Origin of the sequence: Acinetobacter higginsii, from assembly GCF_000369845.1 — a bacterium.
Lineage (GTDB): Bacteria > Pseudomonadota > Gammaproteobacteria > Pseudomonadales > Moraxellaceae > Acinetobacter > Acinetobacter higginsii.
Genome location: NZ_KB850211.1, coordinates 391,495 through 408,919 on the forward strand (window position 1 = coordinate 391,495; position 17,425 = coordinate 408,919).

The 17,425-nt window shown below is 42.0% G+C and carries 24 protein-coding genes; all 24 read left to right on the top strand.

The window, feature by feature from the left end; translation table 11 throughout:
• The first annotated feature begins 279 nt into the window (after window positions 1-279).
• Entirely contained in the window at window positions 280-510 is a 231-nt protein-coding gene (locus tag F885_RS18055; protein ID WP_005312768.1) for a hypothetical protein, read from the top strand.
• Window positions 511-574: 64 nt separating this feature from the next.
• On the top strand, window positions 575-748 hold the full coding sequence (locus F885_RS18050) for a hypothetical protein (protein ID WP_005312771.1): 174 nt from the start codon (window positions 575-577) through the stop codon (window positions 746-748).
• Window positions 749-750: 2 nt separating this feature from the next.
• Entirely contained in the window at window positions 751-1,398 is a 648-nt protein-coding gene (locus F885_RS18045; RefSeq protein WP_005312773.1) for a putative metallopeptidase, read from the top strand.
• A gap of 46 nt (window positions 1,399-1,444) precedes the next feature.
• The gene (locus tag F885_RS18040; protein WP_005312775.1) at window positions 1,445-1,933 is read left to right on the top strand and encodes a DUF2280 domain-containing protein; all 489 of its coding nucleotides are present in this window, start codon (window positions 1,445-1,447) and stop codon (window positions 1,931-1,933) included.
• A complete protein-coding gene (gene terL / locus F885_RS18035) occupies window positions 1,911-3,437 on the top strand; it encodes a phage terminase large subunit (protein ID WP_005312779.1) in 1,527 nt (508 codons plus the stop codon). Before F885_RS18040 ends, terL begins: the two co-directional genes overlap by 23 nt.
• An 8-nt stretch (window positions 3,438-3,445) precedes the next feature.
• The gene (locus F885_RS18030) at window positions 3,446-4,771 is read left to right on the top strand and encodes a DUF1073 domain-containing protein (protein ID WP_005312780.1); all 1,326 of its coding nucleotides are present in this window, start codon (window positions 3,446-3,448) and stop codon (window positions 4,769-4,771) included.
• The gene (locus F885_RS18025; protein ID WP_005312782.1) at window positions 4,725-5,537 is read left to right on the top strand and encodes a phage head morphogenesis protein; all 813 of its coding nucleotides are present in this window, start codon (window positions 4,725-4,727) and stop codon (window positions 5,535-5,537) included. The genes F885_RS18030 and F885_RS18025 overlap by 47 nt, the downstream gene beginning before the upstream one ends.
• A complete protein-coding gene (locus F885_RS20440) occupies window positions 5,530-5,820 on the top strand; it encodes a hypothetical protein (RefSeq protein ID WP_081401659.1) in 291 nt (96 codons plus the stop codon). Before F885_RS18025 ends, F885_RS20440 begins: the two co-directional genes overlap by 8 nt.
• A 23-nt stretch (window positions 5,821-5,843) precedes the next feature.
• Window positions 5,844-6,167: a hypothetical protein gene (locus tag F885_RS18015; protein ID WP_005312786.1), complete on the top strand. Its 324-nt coding sequence runs from the start codon at window positions 5,844-5,846 to the stop codon at window positions 6,165-6,167.
• A 45-nt stretch (window positions 6,168-6,212) separates the two neighbouring features.
• Entirely contained in the window at window positions 6,213-7,415 is a 1,203-nt protein-coding gene (locus F885_RS18010) for a DUF2213 domain-containing protein (RefSeq protein WP_005312788.1), read from the top strand.
• A gap of 13 nt (window positions 7,416-7,428) precedes the next feature.
• Complete coding sequence (locus F885_RS18005; RefSeq protein WP_005312791.1) at window positions 7,429-7,899, top strand: structural cement protein Gp24; 471 nt, start codon at window positions 7,429-7,431, stop codon at window positions 7,897-7,899.
• 5 nt (window positions 7,900-7,904) lie between these two features.
• Window positions 7,905-8,879, top strand: a complete 975-nt coding sequence (locus F885_RS18000; RefSeq protein WP_005312794.1) for a DUF2184 domain-containing protein — start codon at window positions 7,905-7,907, stop codon at window positions 8,877-8,879.
• 13 nt (window positions 8,880-8,892) lie between these two features.
• Window positions 8,893-9,291: a hypothetical protein gene (locus tag F885_RS17995; RefSeq protein WP_005312797.1), complete on the top strand. Its 399-nt coding sequence runs from the start codon at window positions 8,893-8,895 to the stop codon at window positions 9,289-9,291.
• Between the two features lie 8 nt (window positions 9,292-9,299).
• Window positions 9,300-9,683: a DUF4054 domain-containing protein gene (locus F885_RS17990; RefSeq protein ID WP_005312800.1), complete on the top strand. Its 384-nt coding sequence runs from the start codon at window positions 9,300-9,302 to the stop codon at window positions 9,681-9,683.
• 10 nt (window positions 9,684-9,693) lie between these two features.
• Window positions 9,694-9,885: a hypothetical protein gene (locus tag F885_RS17985; protein WP_005312803.1), complete on the top strand. Its 192-nt coding sequence runs from the start codon at window positions 9,694-9,696 to the stop codon at window positions 9,883-9,885.
• Between the two features lie 6 nt (window positions 9,886-9,891).
• Complete coding sequence (locus F885_RS17980; protein ID WP_005312806.1) at window positions 9,892-10,374, top strand: hypothetical protein; 483 nt, start codon at window positions 9,892-9,894, stop codon at window positions 10,372-10,374.
• The gene (locus F885_RS17975; RefSeq protein ID WP_005312808.1) at window positions 10,367-10,810 is read left to right on the top strand and encodes a hypothetical protein; all 444 of its coding nucleotides are present in this window, start codon (window positions 10,367-10,369) and stop codon (window positions 10,808-10,810) included. The genes F885_RS17980 and F885_RS17975 overlap by 8 nt, the downstream gene beginning before the upstream one ends.
• Window positions 10,811-10,869: 59 nt before the next feature.
• Window positions 10,870-11,637: a hypothetical protein gene (locus tag F885_RS17970; RefSeq protein ID WP_005312810.1), complete on the top strand. Its 768-nt coding sequence runs from the start codon at window positions 10,870-10,872 to the stop codon at window positions 11,635-11,637.
• A gap of 6 nt (window positions 11,638-11,643) precedes the next feature.
• Window positions 11,644-11,955 (top strand): hypothetical protein, encoded by a 312-nt coding sequence (locus F885_RS17965; protein WP_005312812.1) that lies wholly within the window; start codon window positions 11,644-11,646, stop codon window positions 11,953-11,955.
• A 26-nt stretch (window positions 11,956-11,981) separates the two neighbouring features.
• Window positions 11,982-12,215 carry a hypothetical protein gene (locus F885_RS17960; protein ID WP_032858896.1) on the top strand — a complete coding sequence of 78 codons (234 nt, stop codon included), beginning with the start codon at window positions 11,982-11,984 and terminating at the stop codon, window positions 12,213-12,215.
• A gap of 69 nt (window positions 12,216-12,284) precedes the next feature.
• Window positions 12,285-12,791 (top strand): zinc ribbon domain-containing protein, encoded by a 507-nt coding sequence (locus F885_RS17955; protein WP_005312818.1) that lies wholly within the window; start codon window positions 12,285-12,287, stop codon window positions 12,789-12,791.
• 117 nt (window positions 12,792-12,908) lie between these two features.
• Window positions 12,909-15,893, top strand: a complete 2,985-nt coding sequence (locus F885_RS17950) for a hypothetical protein (protein ID WP_005312820.1) — start codon at window positions 12,909-12,911, stop codon at window positions 15,891-15,893.
• A gap of 9 nt (window positions 15,894-15,902) precedes the next feature.
• Entirely contained in the window at window positions 15,903-16,553 is a 651-nt protein-coding gene (locus F885_RS17945; RefSeq protein ID WP_005312822.1) for a DUF2460 domain-containing protein, read from the top strand.
• Window positions 16,550-17,407 carry a DUF2163 domain-containing protein gene (locus tag F885_RS17940; RefSeq protein WP_005312824.1) on the top strand — a complete coding sequence of 286 codons (858 nt, stop codon included), beginning with the start codon at window positions 16,550-16,552 and terminating at the stop codon, window positions 17,405-17,407. Before F885_RS17945 ends, F885_RS17940 begins: the two co-directional genes overlap by 4 nt.
• Window positions 17,408-17,425 lie beyond the last annotated feature (18 nt).

Sequence of the window (17,425 nt, forward strand, 5' to 3'; positions counted from 1 at the left end):
GACTTTCTTACCAGAATTGATAGGTGCTTTATCTGGCCAATAAAGTGATAGATGGGGTGATGCGTACCCTTGGCTGTGGCAGCCAGAACCCAAACAACATTAGGTTGTGCCCTGCACGTAGTGGGGCTTTTAAAATTTTACCCTCACTCGCATCAGCGCAATGCGAGTCAACTAGCCGAGCGTATTTCGGCACATGAAGCCCCGCTGACATACATGTTATTAGCGGGGCTTTTTACTTTATGTGTTAAGCTGTGATTCATAATTTTATGGATTATTTAGATGTTTATTTGTATTGGTGGTGATTTGGATGGTGAGGTTGTTCCTAGCCGAGAAAGTACATATTTTGAAGCAAGCGAAATAGATCCCAGTAAAACATCTACCTATAATCGACAGACTTACATAGTTGGTGACAATACAGTTCGCTTCTGGCTATGTGCAGAATTACCATATGCAGAGACAACAGTAATCGCCAATAAATATTTGGCTCAAAAATATTCCTACCTTTCCTAATTTTTATTTCAAATAAAGAAGCCCGCCAATTTGGTGGGTTTTTTTATGCTTGTTTGGAGGTCCTATGCATCACAATATTGATAAAGAAATTCGTGAAACCGAACAAGAATTAAAGCATGTAGGTAGTTGTACTACCAAGGGCTTAACAACTGAACAGATCGCTCAATTAGACGAGCGATTTTTTTTAGCCGTTGAAAAATTATCCTGGCTGAAAGGTCGCCGTGATATCAGAGTTTGACTATGAAAAATGAAATTGGTTTCGTGGTTAAGGCAAGGCCATATCCACCTGAACATATTTTTTTGATGGATACACCAGACTTTGTGCCTGCACCAGAACTTTGGCGATGGATTAAAGTCAACTTTTTAAATCCAGAAAGTCAGTTATTTAATCCCGATCACAGCCATTTAGGTTTATTCCGCTATCCACAGATAGCAGTTATGTGGGCAAGAGCTGGATATAAAAAGCAGGGTAGAAATGTTGCTGGCACGGCTGAAAAAATCATGATCAATGCAAGTGGCTGGAAGAAGGAACGCCAGGAAGAACAGTTTTATCAATGGTTCAATGATCTGCCAGATTATCTAATAACAATAGATGCTACATACGCTCAACAGGCAAATGATATTGATTTCTGCGCCTTAATTGAACATGAGCTTTATCATATTGCCCATAAAAAAGATCAATATGGTATCCCTTCATACAATCGTGAGACAGGCAAACCTAATCTAACAATGCAAGCCCATGATGTGGAAGAGTTCACTGGTGTAGTTCGCCGTTATGGTGCAAACAAGGAAGTTCAGCAGATGATTGATGCAGCTAAGCAACGACCTGAGGTATCTCGGGCTGATATCTACAATGCGTGTGGAACATGCTTTTTGAGAGTGGTTTAAATTTTTTTGCCATTCTTCTTGGACGTACTTGGACGGATATAGATAAATGGCAAGACTTAATAAAAGGGTGAAACTCTATATAGTACGGTCGCTTGCGATGTTTGATACACCCACAGAAACAGCAAAGGCCGTCCAAGAAGAATTTGGGATCACGGTGTCAAAACAGCAATGTGAAGCATATGATCCAACTAAGAAAACTGGACAGGATTTAAGTGAAGATCTAAAAACAGAGTTTTATCGAGTTCGCAAAGAAATAAACAAAAATCTTGATTCAATACCAATTGCGAATATTTTCTATCGATTGCAGCGACTGCAGAAACTAATTGATCATCCACAGTACAAAGAAAACCCGATTTTAATTCCAAACTTATTACAGCAGGCCGCGAAAGAAATAGGTGGGTTATATACCAATACAACCAAAACCCAATTAACTGGCGCAGACGGTCAGCCTCTAAACCCTGAGCATGTTACTCATGTTGTAGCAACGCCTGAACAGATAAGGCAGGCAATGGATGAACTCGAAAGTAAATACTAGCTTTCTTGATATGCAGTTAGAAAAAGAACGCTGTGAGAAAGAACATTTATTCTTTACACGGCGTTTTTTCTTGCCGCGAATGGGCTTTAAGTTTTCAGTCAATTGGCATCATGAATACATTGCAGACAAGATTGATCAAGTTATATCAGGAAAGGTTAAAAACCTTGTTATTAACGTTCCTCCAGGTTCGGGTAAGACTGAATTATTAACCAATCTTATTTCTCGTGGTTTGGCTCGTAATGCTAGATCTCGATTTTTATATTTGTCGTATTCACAGTCATTGGTTGAGGATGTATCCGCAACGGCGCGAAACATTGTTAAATCGGTGGATTTCCAGAGCTTGTGGCCAGTTAAGATCTCTTCTAGCACAGACTCAAAATCAAACTGGAAAACCACAGTTGATGGTTACGATGCAGGGCATGTCTATTCTGCATCAATGGGTGGGCAGGTCACTGGCCGCCGTGCCGGCACATTAGCAAATGATGGCTTTACAGGTGCCATCATTCTTGATGACCCATTAAAACCTGAGGACGCATTTAGTAAATCTGCACGTAAGAAAGCTAACCGTAAGATCCTAAATACAGTCAATTCACGTAAAGCCAAATCAGACACACCAATTATTCTGATCATGCAGCGTTTACACGTTGAAGATCCGACTAATTTTGTGATGACGGGTAATGTGCCTGGTGATTGGGAACAGATCTGCATTCCTGCTTTGATCGATGACGAATACATCAGCCAATTACCTGAGCATATTCAAGCAAAGGTACCAAAAGATGTAGAACGTGATGAACATGGCCGCCAAAGCTATTGGCCATTAAAAGAATCACTCGAATCATTACTGCAGCTTGAAAAGGGTGGTGAAGATAAAGACGGCGCGATTGTTTCTCGTTATACCTTTGCTAGTCAGTATATGCAGAACCCCAAAAAGCTTGGTGGCGATCTTGTTAAAGCTGAATGGTTCCCGCGTTATGTTGAATTGCCAGTCCTTAAATGGCGTGGTATTTGGGCAGATACGGCACAGAAAGTTAAAAAGCATAACGACTTTTCGGTGTTCCTATGCGCTGGTCTAGGTTATGACAATAACCTCTACATCATTGATTTAAAGCGTGGCAAATGGGAAGCACCAGAATTATTAAAAGAGGCTAAGTCCTTTATTAATAAACACAAGGAAAGCAATACCAAAATCGGCAAGCTTCGCTATATGGCAGTTGAGGATAAATCCAGCGGTACTGGACTGATTCAGACTGTTGTTAAAGAAACCACATTGCCTATTCGGGCGATTCAGCGTGATGAAGATAAGCTCTCACGGACTATGGACGTAATTCTTTATGTTGAAGATCGCCGTGTATGGTTACCTGCAAGCGCACCATGGCTTTTGAATTATATAGAAGAGATTGAAGGTTTGACCGCTGATTGGACACATGATCATGATGACCAATGGGATCCGACCGTTGATGCGATTAATGATTCATTAGCAAGCAAGCCAACTGTATTTGATTAGGAAAATTTATGTCTAAGACTAAAAAGCCCGATGCTATTGGCGATGCAGGGGCATATACAAATTTTGTTTCCAATATTGGTACAGAGCGTGACAAAGCATCACATGGGCATTTTGTTAAGAAAGTTATTCCAGATGATCAACTTGAAGCGGTCTATCAACATTGGTTAGCCAAACGAATTGTAAACCGTCCTGCCAGTGATATGTTGCGTGCAGGATGGTTCTATGAAGGGATTCAGGATAAAGACCTGACGAAGCTAGAAGATGCCTGTAAGCGGTTTAATTTTGACAACGTTCTATTGTCCAGTTTGGTGCTTTCTCGCTTGTACGGCGTTGCATACATCCTGTTAGGTACCGTTGATGGTGGGGATCTTGATCAGCCTTTTGATTTGAATAAACTCGGTATTGGCCGTTTAGAGTTCTTCACTGTACTTAAGAAAAAGTACATTGAGGCAGACACCACAAAGTATTTACCGCCGAGTAAAAGTGGGGGGCTCATTAAGCAACCTGAGTTTTACAAGCTCAAACTAGATGGGCAATCGACACAACGGATCCACCACACTCGCCTTATTAAATTTAGCCATGCCGATGTGGTGAATGAAGAGCCACAAAGTGTACTGCAGGAAGTGTATGAGGAACTGCTAGACCACGCATCAGTTAAAAAGGCATCAGCCAGTTTAGTCCATGAATCTAAAATCGATGTGATTAGTACACCTGGATTGGTCGACAAGATCAAAGAGGATATGAAGGCGGTAGCCGAGCGATTCTTAAGTGTAGGTCTATTAAAGAGCCTGAATGGCATGATCGTTTTAGATAAGGAAGAGGAATACAACTCTAAGACGTATAACTTTGCAGGTCTGCCAGACATGATGCGTGAGTTCTCTATTCAAACGTCAGGTGCAGCTGATATTCCTTATACGATTTTGTTTGGCCAATCACCTGCGGGCATGAATGCCACGGGTGAACATGACACCCGCAACTATTACGATAGTATTGCGACAAAGCAGACTTGGACCCTTAAACCCTTCATGTTGCAACTATTGGCAGTGATCTGTCAGGCAACATTTGGCCGCCAGATGCCTGGTTTTGGCATTGTGTTTAATCCATTGTGGCAGCTTGATGCAAAAGTTCGCGCTGAGGTAGAAAAGGCCAATGCTGAGCGTGATGCTAAATATCTCGACATGGGTGTTATTACCGAGCCACAGATCGCACGGCAGCTTATTATTGATGAGGTCTACTCTGTGATCGATGAGAAGCACATCAAACAGCTTGATTTAATGGTGAGTGTAGATGACGACAATAATCCAGATTCTGAAACCCCACCTGCAGGAAGTTAAGAAACGAAAGAAAGGACGTAAGGCAACAAAGCCAAGACCAGTTAAGGTAAATCGCCGTATTGAGTTTTACTATATGCGGCAATTACTGGCCATTTCTAAATATTGTCAGGATCAGACTAAAGAATTAGTCATTCCAACAGTTGGCCAGAATATCGGTGATGCTTGGTTTTCTAACATGATTGCGGCGTTTAAAGAAAAGCTTACTAAGTATGTAATCGAGATTGCTAGGCCAATTGCTCAGAAAGTTGTCGGTGACACAAGCAAAGAAGTGGACAAGCAAATTGCTGAACATACCAAGTCTATTATTGGGGTGGACCTAACGCCGTTTTATCGTGCTGCAGATATTCAAAATGTGGTCGATACAAATATCGAGGCCAATGTCGCTTTAATCAAATCGATACCACAGCAATACTCGGACAAAGTTGAGGCTCTTGTATTAAATGCATTACAGACAGGCCAGACAAACGAAGACCTAGCAAAGGAAATAGCAAAGCTCGGCCAAACTACCGATTACCGTGCACGTTTAATTGCTGCAGATCAGATGGGTAAGATAAATGGCCAGATCAACAAGGCTCGTCAATTATCCATGGGTGTTGAAACTTATACATGGCAAACGGCCAAAGATGAACGTGTGCGTTTAGACCATCAGCATAAGCAGGGCAAGACATTTAGATGGGATGATCCACCAACGGGTGGTCATCCTGGTGAGCCTATCCGGTGTCGTTGTACTGCATTGCCTAACTATGAGGATATTTTAATTGACTAATTCAAATGAGAAATGCTGGAAGTGTGGGAAATGCCATGGCTCAAATGATGGTAGTGGTTACCAGCCTTGTAGCAATACGGAAAGAAAACCGACACCACCAATCGTTTGTACACCTCCATTAGTTAAAGTTGATGGTATCGAAAGCTCTAAAACATTGACACCTGAACAAATGAACCAGATCCGAGAACTAACTTTGAAAAAGGTTTTCTTGTCAGTTCTTTTAATTTCAATTCCTATTCTGATTTGGAAATTAGATTCAATCATCATGGCTTTTAAAGCCTAAATTTAAATTGAGGATTTAAAGTCATGAGACGTAAAAAGTTTTCAAAAGTGAGATTTTACAGCCGTTTAAATGCTCAACAACTGTCTAAGTATGCGGCAGGTGGATATGTTCGAGGTGGAAAGTTTCCACCAATCTGGCAACTGCAATATTCGGGCTTTCCTGATCTTTCCAAAGCAGCAGGTAAAGCAGCAGAAAGGCTGAAGAAGGTAGGTGAAGCACTTGAAGCGTCGATGGTTAGCAAATTTCAAACAGGACGTACACATCTTTTGGTGGATGGCTGTGATTTTGGCCAAGTTGAAGATTTTGGAATATGTGGTTCTGAAACAACCATTAAGATTCGGATGTAATATCAATCAAGCCACCTTCGGGTGGTTTTTTATTGGGCGCAATTTATGAAAATAATTTATCAACTCAAAGTTGGTGACTTTGCGCCAAGCGAATCCTCACGTTCATTTACCAAAGAAGGGTATCTGAAATGCGTCAATGTTCGCTTGGCCAAAGCACCTCAGGTACGGCAGTACCAGGCATATGAGTTTTCAAATCTGGAAGGGTTCACCCCTGATCAGACGATTAATGTCTATACGCCTGCAGATGAGCTATTTAAGCCTGAGTCTGTAAGTAGCTTTAATGGTGTTGATGCTACTGACTACCACCCACCCAAGAATGAGATTAATGCATCGAACTGGAAGGATTACCACATTGGCTACTGCGAGAATGTGCGCCAAGAGGGTGATTATCTGGTTGGGGATTTGCTCATTAAGGACAAGATCAGTATCGATCTTATTCAAAGCAATGAGCGTATCGAGATGTCACTTGGGTATGCGGCCATTCTAGTTGTTGAGCAAGGCACGGCGCCTGATGGAACACCATATCAGGCCAAATTTATTAACTTTTTAGGCAATCACGTAGCACTAGTTAAATACGGTCGCTGCGGTGGTGATTGCCGCATCGGTGACCAAAATCACAATCATCCAAACGAGGATAAAACAATGGAAGTATCAGTAAACGGCATGCGTTTTGACATTGGCGATAACAAAGCCTTGGCAGATGCATTAAAGATTCAAGAAGAGCAGCTGAAGAATCTAAAGGCTGCAAAATTGAAAGTAGGTGATCAACAATTTTCGATTGGGGATGAATTAACGGCCGTTCAAGCGGTTGTAGATAAACTCCATACAGACAAAACCACGCTTGAGCAAAAAGTTGGGGATTTGGAACGAAATCAGATTACGCCTGAGAAACTGGAACAGGCGGCAACTGAACGAGCAACGGTTATTGCCGATGCCAAAGCATTAGTACCAACGATTAAAACGGATGGTTGCAGTTGTGAGCAGATCAAGCGTGATGTGATTGCAGCTAAAGCCGGTGATGCTTTGGTGGGGGCATTATTGGGATCTGTTTCGGTGGGTGATGCTAAGCCTGAGCAGATCGATACCGCTTTCCGTGCACTGTCTGCAGTTAAAGGAACAGTACCAAGCAATCCCGTGGGTGATGCCTTAAATGATCAACAACACAAAAAAGTTGGTGATGGTAAGCCTGCAGGTGGTGAAGGCGGTGAGCAAGCCTATAGCAAAGAAAATGCATACAAAACAATCTAAGGGGATGTAAATCATGGTTAAGCAATATGATGCCGCACCAGGCATGAAATTACACTTAATTGGACCAGAGGATATTTTATCCCTACCAGTTTCAGGATCAGTCTTGCTGAATGATGGTGATGTTGTGGTCCGCAGTACTGACGGTAAAACGGTATCTTCAGTAACCGGTGCGACCAATACCAAATTTGGAATTATTCTGCGCCACGGCGTGGGCAAGTCGGGTAAAACCACCGATGGCAAAGAAGCCTATAAGGCAACTGATGTAGCACCTGTCATGACAATTGGTTCTATTTGGGTGAAAACCACTGCACCAGTAACAGACATTACCGCCAAGGTATATGTCAAAACCGCCAATGGTACAGTGCCAGCGCCGTTAGGCTCATTATCTCCAACTGCAACAGACGGTACAGAGTTACCGAACGCATCTTGGGAAACAATTTCAAATGAACAGGGCTTAGCTGCTGTTCGCTTACGTGGGGCTTAATTATTATGAGTAAATTGGCAGCAATGAAGCTACGTTTAACACCCGTAGCTCAAATGGTTCAGGCTAATATTGGCGATGCTTTTAACATTGATGCTTTGGCTCAATTGTTCGTTAAGTTGGAAGAATTTAACGACATGGATCCACAGCTTCAACAAGTTATGGATTATGCAAAGTACATTCCGGTTAAAGCTGTAAGCGGCGTTTACGGTGGTGGCGAAGTCTTAACACGTAAAAAGGGCGTTGGTATCGGTAAGGAGTATTCTGGTACTGGTAATGATATTCCAGTGGCTGAAGTTGACTATGACACCGTATCTTTACCAATTAAAGTCGGTACGATTAGTTACTGGTACTCAGTGCTTGAGCTAGAAACGGCTCAGAAACTGAATTTAACGCTTGAAGCTGACAAGGTTCAGGCAGCGCGTTTAGCGGCAGAGAAGCACTTAAGCAATATTGCTTGGTATGGCAATGCAAATACTGGTATTAAGGGCTTCCTAAATCAAACTGGTGTAACGGTTGTTACAGCTCAACATAATTGGGCCACCGCAACAATTGAAGAAGTGTTGGGAGACTTCAACTCAAGCTTGGCCGATGCTGAAGATCAGATTGATGGGGATGTCTCAGTACAACCTGATACTTATTTGATGGCATCAAATCAATATAAGCACCTTTCAACTCGAATCGTTCCTGATTCCGGTGGTAAAACTTTCTTAAAGTTCATTGAAGAAAATAACATTTTTGCCACCCAAAATAAGCCATTAACGATCCGTGGTTTAGGTCGTTCAAATGGCAAGGGTACGGCAGGTGCTGACCGTTCCATCATTTACCGCCGTGATCCGTCATGCATTCAAATGAAATGTAATGATGTGACTTTCTTGGCTGCACAACCTGTAGGACTAGATATTAAAGTACCTGGTCACTATAAGTACCAGGGCGTATGGTTGAAGCGTGTTGATTCACTTCGTTATCTGGACCATGCATAAGGATTAAAACATCATGAAATATTCATATACCTATAGCGGCTCTCAGGCCGCTTTTGTTTTTTCTGGTCTTGCTGTTTTACCTGCAGGCGTTCCAACGTCAATTGATGCTGATGTCCATAAGAAGCTTCAAGACAACAAATTCGCGCAGCATTTGATTGAATCGGGTGAAATTGATGTTCAGGAAATTGATGAGCCAAGCAAGTCTAAATCAACTAGCGGCACAGGTGGACGTAGCACTGGTGGTAAAGGCAAGCAGAATGATGCGGCCGCAGATGCCGCTAAGGCAGCAGATGATGCTCAGAAAGCCGCCTTAGATGCTGTCAAAGCTGAATTAAAAGAGCTTGGTGTGACGTTTAGTGATGATGAAACACAAGAACAACTGCAAGCTAAATTGGCACAAGCCAAGGAATAAGGTGCGTTATGGACGTACAAACGTTTCGCCAAAAGTTCGCCCATGATACGGCGTTAGTCAGCCTATCAGATCCTGTTATTCAGGATGCTTTGGAAGAGGCCGAGCTGGTCGTATCACAGCTTGAATTTGGCGCACTTAAAGAACGTGCTGTAGGTCTGTATGCAGCGCATATTCTTAAAGTTGAAGCCAATAGCAAAGGCGGTGGTGCGTTTTTAAACGCATCCAGCATGACCATTGCGGGCCAGAGTGTGAGTTATTCACGATCGCAAAAAGAAACCTTCTTTGATCAGAGTATCTATGGCCAGCGTTACCTTGCCTTAAAAAATTCCATTCCAATTGATGATAAAGGCACCAATCCAAACCGTTTGGGCGTTGGTGCCTTTGTTGTGTAGGAGAATATACATGCGTTTTAAATATCAAGCACCGCCAGGATATAAAGCAACTACCTTAGCTATTGCTGGCCAAGATCTGGAAGTTAATAACGGCGTTGTTGAATCACAGGATGACATTATCCAGTTTCTCAAGCCTTTGGGTTTTGAACGTTATGTTGAAGCGGTCGAAACCAAAAAAACTACTGCTGCAGCAAAAGAGTAAAAAGCTATGAGCGATACTCGTGTTGATGTCCATGTCAATTTTGACAATATGAATGATCGCATTAGATTTGAAATAAGACGCACGATTAACGCTCTTACTTTAAGGCTGCAGCGAACCATTCAGGAAGATATGTTGAGTGGCCAAAGGCTAAAGGTTCAATCTGGTCGCTTGCGTGGATCTGTTTCATCCAAGGTGGACGAAGATAAAGACTGGATCGAGGGTACAGTTGGTGCAGGCGGTGCATTGGTTCCTTATGCATTTGTGCATGAGTTTGGTTTAAATGGTTCAGTGGGCGTTAAAGCACACTTGCGAATGATTAAACAAGCTTTTGGTCAACCGATATCACCAACTCAGATCAGCGTCCGAGCGCATTCTAGAAATGTCAGATTTAGGGAATTGCGTTTTATGCGTGATTCACTGGACATGATTGGTCGGATTGCACCACGTAATATTGATGCCGCAATTCAAAGAGGTATAGCAGGTGGATAGTGAAGCAATATATCAAGCGTTATTTGATCGATTGAGTACCCATGTTGATGGGGTGGTGACGATCAGCCGCCGTTTACGTCATTTCACACATGTAAACCCCATTGAGCGCCCTGCATTGTTTATTACTCAGGGCAACCAACAAGAGGGACCAGTAAAAGGCTTAAATGCAAAGATAGAGCTTGCTGCTGAGTTATATCTCTATATCCATGAAGCGGATAAGGAAAAACCACCATCAGCGCAATTAAATGTATTTGTCGATCGTGTGCGTGCTGCAATTAAACCGGATTACCCTGAAATGTGTGAATACCAGACCTTAGGAGGATTGGTTGAGCATTGTTGGATTGACGGAACAATTGAAGTATATGAAGCGGTTGAGAATATGCTTGATGACCAGGCAATTGCAATTATTCCTGTCCGTATCCTCACAACCAATTAAACACAATTCATTCAATGACCGCCGTTTGGCGGTTTTGTCATTTTTGAGAGGTCAAAATAATGGCTCAGTATTTATTCGGTGCTGGCAAGATCTTTGCCACACCAATTCAAGATGTATATGGTCAGCCGATCAGCAATCCCACGCCTGTTGAGGTAGGGGTTCTGCAATCGGTATCAGTCGATATCAGTTATGACTTAAAAGAACTATTTGGCCGCGGCCAATTTGCTGTAGATGCAGCACGTGGTAAAGGTTCTATTAAGTGTAAGGCAAGTTTTGGCCGTATCAATGGCGCATTGCTTAATTCGATTTTCTTTGGTGGTGTAATTGCTGAGGGTGGTATCGAGACTATTGCGCAAACTATTAACGGCGAAATTATTCCTGCAGGTGGCTTGGTTACTCCGGTGGTGCCAAATGCCGGAACGTACGTTAAAGATTTAGGTGTGACTGATTCAAAAGCGGTGCCAATGAAGCGCGTAGCTAGTGCACCAACCACAGGGCAATACAGTGTTGATGCAGCAACAGGCGCTTATACATTTGCTACTGCAGACGTAGGTAAAACGGTATTTATCAGCTTTAAATACTCGGCAACCGTAGCAGGGGCAAAGCAGATCACAGTATCTAACTTGGATATGGGCTATACGCCAGAGTTTGCCGTAAACCTGCAGCGTGATTACAAAGGCAAATTTATGGGCATGGAATTTTTCCGGAATGTCAGTAATAAGCTTGGTTTTAGTTCAAAGCAGGATGATTACGATATCCCTGAGTTTGAATTTCAACCTATGGCCGATGATCTTGGTCGTGTATTCAAAGCAACATTATCGGAGTAACAGTAGATGCAATTTAAACAAGTTGATAATCCACGTGGCCAAGAGATTGTCATTGACGGCAAACCCTTAATGTTTGCGCCGTTATCTTTGGGGGCGATTGAAAAGCTTTTACCTGCCTTGCAAGGTTTTCAGCCCTCTGATGTTGGTTTGGTGATCGATGTGGCGCATAAATCACTGAAACGGAATTATCCCGACATCACCCGTGATGATGTTGCAGATCTCATCTATATGGACCAATTAGAAGAGGTAATGGGTGCTGTAATGTCGGTATCTGGATTGCAAAGCAAAGAGGTTAAAGAGGACCAGCAGGGGGAATAGATTGGGAGGAGTTGTATACCCATTTGGTGCTTACATTAGGGCGTGATTATGATTATGTCAGAGATGAGGTCGATTTAATTAGGCTCAAAGCACTAAATGCGTATCAACGAGAATACCCTCCCGCAAATATTGGTGTTCAAAGGCTTTGCCGTATTTTAGAAGCATTTATGGGGATTGAAGATAATGCCCCTATATCAGATATCACAGATGATGAAGATGATCTGATGGAGGTTCTGAATAATTTCCCCCAGGGTGGTTAATAAACCATCCTGTTTTTTTATTTAAATGTATAATGCATTTTTACCCTTAATAATATTAGGTTTTAAAAAATGGCATTAATTAATTGTAAAGAATGTGGGGTACAAGTCAGCACACAAGCAAAAGCTTGCCCAAGTTGTGGAGCAAAAGTTAAAAAGCCCACATCTGTTCTCACTTGGATTATTTTAGGTTTAGTAGTTTTTGGCGTTTTTGGCGCAATGCTTGGCGGTGGTAATGGTTCTAATGGAAATACCGCTTCAACTGCACCTGCATTATCACCAAAAGAACAGGCACTTCAAGATCTAGAATTTAAATTTGATTGGAGTAAAGGCGGTTTTGGTAACATTATGATGATCGATATGACAATCAAAAATAATGGAACGAAAGATATAAAAGATTTTACAGTTGAATGCGATCATTCATCAAATAGTGGTACCAAAATTGACAGTAATAAACGTGTAGTTTATGAAGTTGTCAAAGCTGGAGAAACTAAAAAAATGAAAGAATTTAATATGGGCTTCATTCATAGTCAGGCAGCATCATCTAGCTGTGGAATAACAGATATTGTTGTTATGTAATTCAAAACTTTTAATGGTACATTTTTAACGAATGTAGCCTATATAAAACAAAAGTTTATTAATGGTTTCTACAACCGACCTTATTAGGTCGGTTTTTTATTGCCCGAGGAAAAGCAAATGGCAGACAATCGTGTTGAGGTGCGTGTTGGCGCCAGAACCTCAGAACTCGAACAAGGCATGAATGATGCTGAGCAAATCGTAGATAATGCGGCAGACAATATTGAGGACACAGGACGGAATATTGATTTTGTACCTGATTTCTCAAGCTTCAGAAGTAGTGTAGATTCAATATCTCAACTGGTCACAACAAGATTTGAAGAAGTTGGAACATCAATCTCAGCAAGCTTTACCCGTAGTTTTGCTATGGTCGGGCTTGGTATAACTGCAGCTGTAGGAACAGCAATGATTGGTTTGGCAAATTTAACCAATCAAGTTGGTGAAGCCTCAAAAGAGTTGGAAAGCCAAGCTCGTTTGGCCAACGCAACAACAAAAGAATTTCAAGAATGGGCTTTTGCTTCAAAGAAAGTTTCAGTTGAGCAAGATAAACTGTCAGACATCATGAAGGATGTAAATGATAAGTTTGGTGAATTCATGCTTACTGGCGGCGGGGAAATGGCCGACTTCTTTGAGAAAATTGCACCAAAGATCGGTATTACTGCCAGAGAGTTTCAAGGGCTGTCAGGTCCACAAATTCTTGGTAAATATTATGATGCTCTACAAAAAGCGGGTCTTTCTCAAGCCGAAATTACTACGCAAATGGAGAAATTAGCAGATGACGCAACCTTATTATCTCCATTGTTGGAAGATAATGCCAAAAAACTAAAAGAATATTCTCAACAAGCGCATGACCTAGGTTTGGTGATGGACGAGCAAGCCATTCGCGCCACAAAAGAGTTTAGTTCTGCACTTGGAATTGTTCAGGCAACAATGCAGGGTGTATTGAATAATATGGCTGCACAGGCTGCACCAATATTAACTGAACTAGTCAACATGTTTCTCGATTTTGCTGCGAGAGTCAAAGAAGAAATTGATGGATCCGTAACAGCAATTATTACGATTTTTGAAAACTTGCTTGGAATTGTACAATCAGTATTTACATTGATTTCTGACATATGGAGTGACTTAACAGCAGATATTAGTGATGGTGCAATTGCACAAATAACCTTTATGGACTTGGTTTCTGGTGCAATGAAAGGATTTGCTGCTGTAGCAGTAGGTTTAAGAGTCAGTATTGAGATTGCATTTGCAGCAATCCGGGCGGTTGTATCAACTGTATGTCAGGCAATTAATATTGCCATTAATACAGTTATCAATGTGTTTGGAGGATTTAGAGACACTATCCAATATGGATTAGATGTTTTGTCGGTGAAATTTCAATCATTTGGTAATGTGGTCAGTAACGTTCTGAGTTTTAATTTTTCTGGTGCGAAAGCATCTTGGGAAAGTGGGCTATCACAGATTGGGTCTATAACAGATCGCTATACATCTCAGATGAAAAATCGAGCTACTGAGGCCAAGAACGCATGGAATGCAGGTGTTATGACCACCCAAAACTCTTGGGGCTCATTCAGAGATAAATCAGTTCAATCTGCAACCAAAGGTAATGATCAACTTACTAATTTATTTTTCCCAGCTGCAAATCGTCCCAAAACTATGCAAGCGCCCTTACCAACGTTTAACCCGAACCTTGGCATTGGTACCGGTGTTAAAAACGCAGGTGGATCTGGTGGATCTTCAGCTAAGGCAAAAGCGGATGCCGATGCTAAGGCGAAACAACGAGCAGCTGAACAAGAGGCCAAGGCTCTTGCTGATATTCGATATAAGTACGCAACTGAAGAGGAAAAGATTGCACTGGATCTGAAAAAAGCCTTAAGCGAAATTGAGAAATCAAAAGCTACTGATGCTGAAAAGGCTAAATTTAAAATTGTTGCTGAAAAGGAGGCCAGCGATAAAACCAAAGCTTTACGCGTCAAGGAATTTGAGGAGGTAAAAAAACTCCAAGAACAACGGATAGAGAATGAGCAACTTGCAGCCCAACGTCGTTATGAAATTGAAATGGAGCAAATACAAGCTGCCGTTGATGCCAAAAAGATTTCAAATGTGCAAATGTATCAGCTAGAAAAAGAGGCTGAAGATAGATTACGCGCATTGAAGTGCCAAGGTTTGCAGGAACGTTTTGATCTGGAAAATCAGATGAGTGAAAAGTCTGGAAAGCAGGGTAATCAAAATCAGATTCTCAACAATATTTCTGGTTTAGATACAGAGAAAACAGTTGCAAATCTTAAAACCCCTGAGTTAATCAATAAAGCTCAGATTAAAGACTTTGAAACTATGTTTGGCGGTTTTACATCTCGTATGTCTAACCTATGGGACCAAGGCATACAGGCCATGATGAATGGCACCTTAACCTGGCGTAATGCAACCAATGCTGTTTTAACTGATATGGCTGGTTTCTTTATCCAGAAAATGATTAGTGAGCCTATTAAGCTTTATGCAAAAGGTTTAGCTCAACGGTTATTGGTACGTATGGGTTTTATTAAGGCTGAAACCACCATGGAGGTTGCTGGCCAAGCGGCACAAACCACTGCAGTAGTAGCGGGTGAGACCACTAAGACCGCTGCAACCGGAATGGGTGTAGTTGCGCGATTAGGGTTAAAAGCAGGCGAGGCAATCAAGTCAATCATGATGTATGCATGGGAAGCGATGGCAGGGGCGTTTAAAGCCATGGTATCAATTCCTTATGTGGGTCCTGTGCTTGCAATTGCTGCAGGTGCGTCTGCATTAGCATTGGTTGGTGGACTGGCTGGCAAAATCAAATCTGCCCGTGGTGGTTATGACATTCCATCTGGCGTCAATCCAGTAACTCAGTTGCATGAAGAGGAAATGGTATTACCTAAGCAACATGCGAATACTATTCGTGCCTTAGGTAAATCTATGGCGGGTGGTGGTCAAAATCCTGATATAGCTTATGCAGATGTCGGTGCACCGCAGTCAATCAACATTCAAGCATGGGATTCAAGAGACTTAAAACGTTTCATGAAAAAACATGGGCGTGAATTGGCAGGTGGCTTAAAGGGCTATAACCGTAACTTTGGTAAATAAGGATGAAGCATGTCGAATGAATTATTTCCAGAATTACCCGGTTTAGAGTGGGATCTGACCAAGACACCTACTTTTAACACCAAGATCATGACCTCCGTCAATGGTCGTGAGCTGCGGGCCAGTTATCAGGCGGTACCAAAGTATGAGATCTCTATGTCTTATGCCTTCCTCAGGGAGAATAAGAACAGAAAAGAGTTCCAGATTCTTGAGAGTTTTTTTCTGGCCCGCCGTGGTGCCTTCGATTCTTTCTTGTTTCAAATGCCAGATGATTTTGAGTTTGATTGTACTTTTGTCGGTGATGGCGTAACCACAAATTATCAACTGTATAAGCAAATGCATAAGTTACAGTTGCCAATCGGAAACACCAAGGCGACATCACAACCAACAAATCCTTTGATGTGGAATGCCAATAGTTCTAAATTTATGTGGAATGCCAACGATCAAACATTGATGTGGAATAACAGTTCTTCGCAAATTACTGCCGATGGCAAGGTGGTTTTATCTACTCCATTGGGTGTTGGTCAGATGCTCAATATCAAAGGTATTTATTACTATCGTTGCCGGTTTAAGGAGGACGAACAGCAATATGTGAATTTCATGAAAAAACTTTGGAAGGCCAGCAAGGTTGAGTTTGTTGGATCCTTGGGGAATAAGATATGAGACAGGCCTCAGCAAAACTTATTGCACTGTTAAATGCGGATCAGTTTCTAATGGCTGATCTATATACCATCACAACCATTCAGGGTGATGTGTACCGATACACCAATTATGATTTTGATCTGACAATAGCAGGGCAGTTATATCGTTCAGATGGTCCCATCATAGAGCGTGAAGGCATCACCCAAAATCTTGGTATTGAGGTGGACAGCTTATCGGTCACAATCATGGTAAATGACGATACGCTGTTTAGTGATGTACCCATAGTTCAGGCATTTCATAACGGTATACTGGATGGGGCTCGGTTCAAACTGGAACGTGTCTTTATGGATATGAATACTCCAACTGATACCAGTGCTGGTGCAATCACATTATTTGAAGGTAGTTTGATTGAACCAGAAATGGACCGCAACCAGATCCGCGTTAATGCCGCCTCCGATACCGATATTCTGAATGTCAAAATGCCACGCAATCTTTACCAGCCGAGTTGTTTAAATACGCTATTTGATAGCGGGTGTGGCTTGTTGAGTTCAGCATATGTGGTCAATACAGCAATCGAAGCAAACAGCACACCGAGCCGCATTATATGCACGTTAAATCAGCCACAAGGATGGTTTACTCAAGGCGTAGTTGAGTTTACTCACGGCGTTAATCGGGGGATTAAACGTACAGTTCGATTGCATGAGTCGGGGGCCTTGCTACTTACTTTACCACTTTTGGAAATGCCCGCCATTGGTGAAGCAATCAAAGTTTATCCAGGCTGTGATAAACGACTGGAAACCTGCCAAAACCGGTTTAACAACCGAGCCCGCTTTCGTGGTGCACCTTTTGTTCCTGTTCCTGAGACATCCGTTTAAATAACTTCTTATTCATTT

Excerpts from the sequence above, each read along its gene's own strand:
- F885_RS18055 (WP_005312768.1), top strand. The coding sequence starts at position 280 with ATGTTTATTTGTATTGGTGGTGATTTGGATGGTGAGGTTGTTCCTAGC.
- F885_RS18050 (WP_005312771.1), top strand. The coding sequence starts at position 575 with ATGCATCACAATATTGATAAAGAAATTCGTGAAACCGAACAAGAATTA.
- F885_RS18045 (WP_005312773.1), top strand. The coding sequence starts at position 751 with ATGAAAAATGAAATTGGTTTCGTGGTTAAGGCAAGGCCATATCCACCT.
- F885_RS18040 (WP_005312775.1), top strand. The coding sequence starts at position 1,445 with ATGGCAAGACTTAATAAAAGGGTGAAACTCTATATAGTACGGTCGCTT.
- terL (WP_005312779.1), top strand. The coding sequence starts at position 1,911 with ATGAACTCGAAAGTAAATACTAGCTTTCTTGATATGCAGTTAGAAAAA.
- F885_RS18030 (WP_005312780.1), top strand. The coding sequence starts at position 3,446 with ATGTCTAAGACTAAAAAGCCCGATGCTATTGGCGATGCAGGGGCATAT.
- F885_RS18025 (WP_005312782.1), top strand. The coding sequence starts at position 4,725 with ATGACGACAATAATCCAGATTCTGAAACCCCACCTGCAGGAAGTTAAG.
- F885_RS18015 (WP_005312786.1), top strand. The coding sequence starts at position 5,844 with ATGAGACGTAAAAAGTTTTCAAAAGTGAGATTTTACAGCCGTTTAAAT.
- F885_RS18010 (WP_005312788.1), top strand. The coding sequence starts at position 6,213 with ATGAAAATAATTTATCAACTCAAAGTTGGTGACTTTGCGCCAAGCGAA.
- F885_RS18005 (WP_005312791.1), top strand. The coding sequence starts at position 7,429 with ATGGTTAAGCAATATGATGCCGCACCAGGCATGAAATTACACTTAATT.
- F885_RS18000 (WP_005312794.1), top strand. The coding sequence starts at position 7,905 with ATGAGTAAATTGGCAGCAATGAAGCTACGTTTAACACCCGTAGCTCAA.
- F885_RS17995 (WP_005312797.1), top strand. The coding sequence starts at position 8,893 with ATGAAATATTCATATACCTATAGCGGCTCTCAGGCCGCTTTTGTTTTT.
- F885_RS17990 (WP_005312800.1), top strand. The coding sequence starts at position 9,300 with ATGGACGTACAAACGTTTCGCCAAAAGTTCGCCCATGATACGGCGTTA.
- F885_RS17985 (WP_005312803.1), top strand. The coding sequence starts at position 9,694 with ATGCGTTTTAAATATCAAGCACCGCCAGGATATAAAGCAACTACCTTA.
- F885_RS17980 (WP_005312806.1), top strand. The coding sequence starts at position 9,892 with ATGAGCGATACTCGTGTTGATGTCCATGTCAATTTTGACAATATGAAT.
- F885_RS17970 (WP_005312810.1), top strand. The coding sequence starts at position 10,870 with ATGGCTCAGTATTTATTCGGTGCTGGCAAGATCTTTGCCACACCAATT.
- F885_RS17965 (WP_005312812.1), top strand. The coding sequence starts at position 11,644 with ATGCAATTTAAACAAGTTGATAATCCACGTGGCCAAGAGATTGTCATT.
- F885_RS17955 (WP_005312818.1), top strand. The coding sequence starts at position 12,285 with ATGGCATTAATTAATTGTAAAGAATGTGGGGTACAAGTCAGCACACAA.
- F885_RS17950 (WP_005312820.1), top strand. The coding sequence starts at position 12,909 with ATGGCAGACAATCGTGTTGAGGTGCGTGTTGGCGCCAGAACCTCAGAA.
- F885_RS17945 (WP_005312822.1), top strand. The coding sequence starts at position 15,903 with ATGTCGAATGAATTATTTCCAGAATTACCCGGTTTAGAGTGGGATCTG.
- F885_RS17940 (WP_005312824.1), top strand. The coding sequence starts at position 16,550 with ATGAGACAGGCCTCAGCAAAACTTATTGCACTGTTAAATGCGGATCAG.